6 protein-coding genes are annotated in these 4,941 nt (G+C 69.2%); all 6 read right to left on the reverse strand.

Annotated elements, in window-relative coordinates:
- Positions 1-639, reverse strand: a 639-nt coding sequence (locus QZ753_RS17820; RefSeq protein ID WP_294645589.1) for a DUF1684 domain-containing protein, incomplete at its 3' end; no start/stop codon positions are given.
- A gap of 95 nt (positions 640-734) precedes the next feature.
- On the reverse strand, positions 735-1,208 hold the full coding sequence (locus QZ753_RS17825) for a 6,7-dimethyl-8-ribityllumazine synthase (protein ID WP_294645590.1): 474 nt from the start codon (positions 1,206-1,208) through the stop codon (positions 735-737).
- A 43-nt stretch (positions 1,209-1,251) separates the two neighbouring features.
- The gene (locus QZ753_RS17830; protein ID WP_055888766.1) at positions 1,252-1,461 is read right to left on the reverse strand and encodes a dodecin; all 210 of its coding nucleotides are present in this window, start codon (positions 1,459-1,461) and stop codon (positions 1,252-1,254) included.
- A 26-nt stretch (positions 1,462-1,487) separates the two neighbouring features.
- Positions 1,488-2,735, reverse strand: a complete 1,248-nt coding sequence (locus QZ753_RS17835; RefSeq protein ID WP_294645594.1) for an SfnB family sulfur acquisition oxidoreductase — start codon at positions 2,733-2,735, stop codon at positions 1,488-1,490.
- 24 nt (positions 2,736-2,759) lie between these two features.
- Positions 2,760-3,542, reverse strand: a complete 783-nt coding sequence (locus QZ753_RS17840) for an ABC transporter ATP-binding protein (RefSeq protein WP_294645596.1) — start codon at positions 3,540-3,542, stop codon at positions 2,760-2,762.
- A gap of 61 nt (positions 3,543-3,603) precedes the next feature.
- Positions 3,604-4,941: ABC transporter substrate-binding protein (locus tag QZ753_RS17845; protein WP_294645598.1), on the reverse strand; the 1,338-nt coding region annotated here is incomplete at its 5' end.

The following is a 4,941-nucleotide window of genomic DNA, read 5'->3' on the forward strand; positions in this document are numbered from 1 at the left end:
CTCGCCGAACAGGAAGCGCGCGGCGGGATAGGTCTCGCCGGTCCTCGCCGTCGCGTCGCGGAAGACGAACTGCGGGCGCTCGGGCGTGCCGTGCGTGGCCAGAAGCTCGTATCGCTGTCCCTCCCGCCCGAACACGGCGCGGTGGGTCGCCTCGACCTCGGTGCGGATGCTGCGGCTCGTGTCGATCTCGACCGAATGCGGCGCGTCGAGCCGCTCCCACCGGGCGACGATCCGCCAGGACGGGTCATAGGGGAAGGCCGTCAGATGCGGCAGACGCTCGCCTCCGAGCGGTGTCGTGTCGCGCACGCGAAGCGCGTTCTCCCCGTTCAGCGTCGTGACCTCGAGAAGGAGGTTGCCGCTTGAAAACCGCGGCGGCGCCGACTTCGACAGCGCAAGACGCTGTTCCTCGTCGGAGCCCGCCGCCTGGAAGCGCACGCCCGCTTCGTCCTGCGTCAGCGTGCCGACCTCGGCGGGGCCGGTCGGCAGCACGATGTCATTGCCTGGCGCTGCTCCGACGCGGAAGGCGCCGTTCTCCAGCGGATAGCGGCCGATGATGTTGAGCCAGCCGTCGGGCCTCGCCAGATCGGCGAGCCGCCGCTCGCGCCAGGCGGTAAATTCGGTCGCGGCGGGGTCGCTCATCAAAGTCGTCCTTGAAGGTTCGCGGCGTCGTTGCCGGACCGGATGTAGCGATGCCGGGCGCCCGTGCAACTGGCGGGGCGCCCGGCCGCAAGCGTCTAGCGGCTCACCTCGCGCAAGGGGGCGACGTCGCGCGGCGGGGCGGCAAGGCGCCGACGCTGCGCGACGATCGCGAGCGCCGCCCGCGCCGCCTCTCGGCCCTTCTCGACGAAATGCGCCTGGAAGATGCCGCGGTGGTGGTCGGTTTCCTGGTAGTGGTGCGGCGTCAGCGAGACGGACATCACCGGCACGCCGGTGTCGAGCCCCGCGCGCATCAGCCCTTCGACGACCGCCTGCGCCACGAAGTCGTGGCGGTATATGCCGCCGTCGACGACGAGCGCGGCCGCCGCGACCGCGTCGTAGCGGCCGGTCGCGGCGAGATCGCGCGCCATCAGCGGCAGTTCGAAGGCGCCGGGGACGTCGAAGACGTCGACCTGGGTGGACGGGATGATCTCGGTGAAGCCGAGAAGCGCACGGTCGACGATGTCGGCGTGCCACTGCGCCTTGACGAAGGCGAAGCGGGATTCGGGCATGGAACGCTCCGTTGGATGGCTGTGACGGCGGGCCTTGGCGCCGTCAGCTCTCGAGGGTGAAACCGATCTTCAGCGTCACCTGGTAATGGGCGACCTTTCCGTCCTCGACATGGCCGCGGGTCTCGACGACCTCGAACCAGCGGATGTGCCGCAGCGACCGGGAGGCGTCGCCGATCGCGTTCGAGATCGCATCCTCGATCGAGACCGGCGAGGAGCCGACCACTTCGACGAGCTTATAGCTGTGTTCCGACATGGGACAATCCTTCGAACGGGAGACGATCAGCTCCAGGCGTGGAGCGGCGGGTTCACGCCGTTCAGCGCATGCTGGCCGACGATCGCGTATTTCCAGCGCACCGGATCGTGCAGCGTGTGGGTGCGGGCATTGCGCCAGTGGCGGTCGAGGCCGTGCTCGGCGAGCGTCGAGCGCGTGCCGGCGAGTTCGAACAGCTTGTTCGTCGCCTCGATCGCGATCTCGGTCGACAGGATCTTGGCCTCGGCCGTCGCTACTTGAGCAGCCGCCACGCTTTCGGCGGTCGGGTTCGCGACCGCGCGGTCCACTGCGTGGCCGGCCAGGTCCTGCAGCGCCTGCGCGGCGTGGAGGCGCACGGTCAGAGAGCCGACGGCCTGGATCGTGTAGGGATCGTCGGAGGCGCGCTCCAGCCCGGAATCGACCCAGGCGCGCGACTTCGTCCTCACGAAGTCGATCGTGTCCTCGATCGCGGCACGCGCGATGCCGGTGTCCACGGCGACCTGGATGATCTGGAAGATCGCGCCGTCCGCCGTCGGCACCTCGTAGCCCTTGTAGCCCGGCACGAGATGGGTCTTCGGCACCTTCACCCCGTCGAGGATGACGGTGCCCGACAAGGTGGTGCGCTGGCCGAAGGCGGACCAGTCGTCGATCACGGTGAGACCTTCGGCATTGCGGTCGGCGATGGCGTACCAGGCGCGGCCCTCCTCATCGAGCGCGACGATCGGCACGAGGTGGGCGAGGAGGGCGCCGCTCGAATAGAACTTGCGCCCCGTCACGACGACATGGTCGCCCGCGTCGACGAAGCCCGTCTCGAAGTCGGCCGCGCGCTTGGAGCCGAACTCGGAGAAGGCGTTGCCGAAGCGCACGCCCTTCAGCACCTCGGCAAAGAGGAGCGCCTTCTGCGCCTCGTCCGAGACGGTTCGGATCGCGGCCACGACGCCGAGATGGTTCTGCGTGATCTGGCCGATCGAGGGGTCGGCGGCCGAGACGATCTCGATCACCTTGGCGAGCGTCGCGTAGGAGACCTCGGGACCGCCGAAGGCCTTTGGCACGTTGATCGACCAGAGGCCGAACTGCGAATAGGCGTCGAGCTCCTCGACCGGCCAGATGCGCTCGGCGTCGCGCCGGGCGGCGCCGGGGCGGATGCGCTCGGCGATCGCGTGGGCGACCGCGATGGCCTCCGCATCGTCCCGGATGATGTGGGCGGGCGTCGTCGGGCGCGGCACGCCCGGAACGGCGGACCCGGCGGCTTCGATCTTCTGTCCGGCGATCGTCATGGAACGGCTCCTTATATTGCAAAATCATGGGTGGGATGCAGCGGCCGGGGCGGCAGACCCGAGGCCGAGATAGAAGGCGCGGATGTCGTCGCGGGCGCGAAGCTCGGCGGCGGTGCCGGTGAGGACGGATGCGCCGTGCTCGATGACGACCGCTCGGTCGGCGTGGCGCAGCGCGACCGCGGAGTTCTGCTCCGCGACGAGGATCGACAGCCCGTCGCGGCGGTTGAGCTCGGTGAGCGCGTCGAAGATCGTCTCGACGACCTTGGGCGCCAGACCCATCGACGGCTCGTCGAGGACGAGGAGGCGGGGGCGCCCCATCAGGGCGCGGCCGATCGCCACCATCTGCTGCTCGCCGCCCGACACGAGCCCGGCGGCGAGGCGGCGCTTTTCGGCAAGGCGCGGGAAGGTCGCATAGACGCGGGCGAGATCCTCGGCCGTCTCGTTCCGCGAGGACCCGCGGCCGATCGCGCCGGTCACGAGGTTCTCCTCGACGGTGAGCGACTTGAAGCAGTGGCGCCCTTCCAGCACCGGCACGAGGCCGCGTCGCACGAGATCGCCCGGCGAAAGCGACGCGGTGTCCTCGCCTTCGAAGAGGACGCGCCCCTGCGTCAGCCGCCCGCGCTCGGCCTTCAGGAGGCGCGAGACCGCCTTCAGGATGGTCGACTTGCCGGCCCCGTTCGAGCCCAGGATCGCGACGATCTCGCCGTGTCCGACGGTGAGCGACACGCCGGAGAGGGCGAGGATCGACGCGTCGTAGACGGCGTGGACCGCCTTGAGCGCGAGGATCGGCGGTGCGGCAGCGGACATGCGAGCCTCCGGTGGTTCGAGAAAAGGGGGAGCCGCGGGCGGTGCGGCGCCCTGCGCCGCGCTACTGCGCGGCCGCCTGCTTGCCGCTCGCCACGGTCTCGGCGTCGGCGGCGGTGCGCAGCTTGATGCCTTTCTCGGCGGCGTAGGCTTCGGCGGACTTCTCGATGATCGGGCGGAGCAGCGCCCAGTCCGGCGCGATCCAGTCGGAGACGACGTTCCACCTGGCGCCGTCCCACTGCTGGAAGGTCACGTAGCCGTCGCCCTCGTGGTTGTCCCAGGTGACGTCGATCGAGTGGAAGAGGTCCTTGGCGCCCAGCGCCTCGACGCGGGCGGGATCGAGCTGCAGGTGCTCGAAGCCCCAGCGCACCTCGTCGCCCGTCAGCGTGCGCTGGCCGAACTTGCCTTGAGCGATGCGGATGGCCTCGACGTTGAGGATGCCATTGACGATGCCGAGGTTGTGGTAGACCGAGCCGATACGCTCCTTGTCGGCGAGGTTCCCTTGGCCCTTGTCGTAGAGCGTGCGCACGATCTCCTGCACCACGGGGTAGCTGTTGCCCGAGGCCTGCGTGGTGATCGCGGTGTAGCCCTTGGCGGCGTCGCCCGCCGGCTTCACGTCCTCCTCCGAGTTCGACCAGACATTGCCGACGATGTGGTCGACGGGGAAGCCGGTCTTCTGCGCGGTCTTGAGCGCCACCGGGTTCATCACGCCCCAGCCGCGCAGGACGACGTAGTTCGGCTTGGCGCGCCGGATCGTCAGCCACTGCGCCTGCTGCTCGTTGCCCGGGTGGGGCACCTCGATCTGCGTCAGCGTGAAGCCGTACTTCTCGGCGAGCAGCTCGTAGATCGGGATCGTCTCCTTGCCATAGGGCGAGCCGTGGTAGAGGACGGCGATCTTCTTGCCCTTCAGCTTGTCGAGCCCGCCCTCCTTGGAGGCGATGTAGTTCACGATGCCCGACGTCTCGCTGTAGGGGTTGAGGAGAAGCGGGAACACGTAGGGGAACACGCGGCCGTCGGTGCTGTCGGTCCGGCCGTGGTTGATGGTGACGAGCGGCACCTTGTCCTGCGTGATCCGGTCGATCATCGCGTAGGCGATGCCGACTGAGAGCGGGTTCCAGGCGGCGATGTTCGGCTCGTTCTTCAGGCGCTCGTAGACTTCGACGCCCTTCTCCACCTCGTACTGCGTCTCGCCCTCCGACCAGGTGAGCTTGACGCCGTTCACGCCGCCGTCACGCGTGTTGATGAGGTTGAGGTAGTCGATGAAGCCGCCGAAGAAGCCGGTGCCGCCGGCGGCATAGGGGCCGACGCGATAGCTCTGGAGCGGGAAGTACTGCTCGTCGGCGCGCGCCGAACCGGGGGCGGCGATGCCGAGGGCGGTGAGGGCGAGCGCGGTGGCGAGGGC

Origin of the sequence: uncultured Aureimonas sp. (genome assembly GCF_913775355.1) — a bacterium.
Classification (GTDB): domain Bacteria; phylum Pseudomonadota; class Alphaproteobacteria; order Rhizobiales; family Rhizobiaceae; genus Aureimonas.